The following is a 255-nucleotide window of genomic DNA, read 5'->3' on the forward strand; positions in this document are numbered from 1 at the left end:
GGCTCATGGGGCGGAGGATTTTTCCCAGGAAGTTTTGCAGGAGGAGTAGTAGGAGGACTTACAGCTGGAGCGTTAACAGGTGCAGCTAGTGGTGGGGGATATTACCCAGCTCCATATCCAGTAACTTACCCAACGCCATATCCAACACCATATCCAGGTTACCAGCAAATATCGAATCCATATTATTAAACAAAAAAAGAGGATACCCTCTTTTTGTTTAATAATGTATATATTTATAAAATACTTCCAAAATGA

Annotated in this window: 1 pseudogene; it reads left to right on the forward strand. The window is 40.8% G+C overall.

Annotated elements, in window-relative coordinates:
- Positions 1–189 (forward strand): annotated as a pseudogene (locus V7038_RS06350) (hypothetical protein); the annotation flags it as partial.
- Positions 190–255 lie beyond the last annotated feature (66 nt).

This window comes from Bacillus sp. JJ783 (assembly GCF_036963225.1).
GTDB lineage: Bacteria > Bacillota > Bacilli > Bacillales > Bacillaceae_G > Bacillus_A > Bacillus_A cereus_U.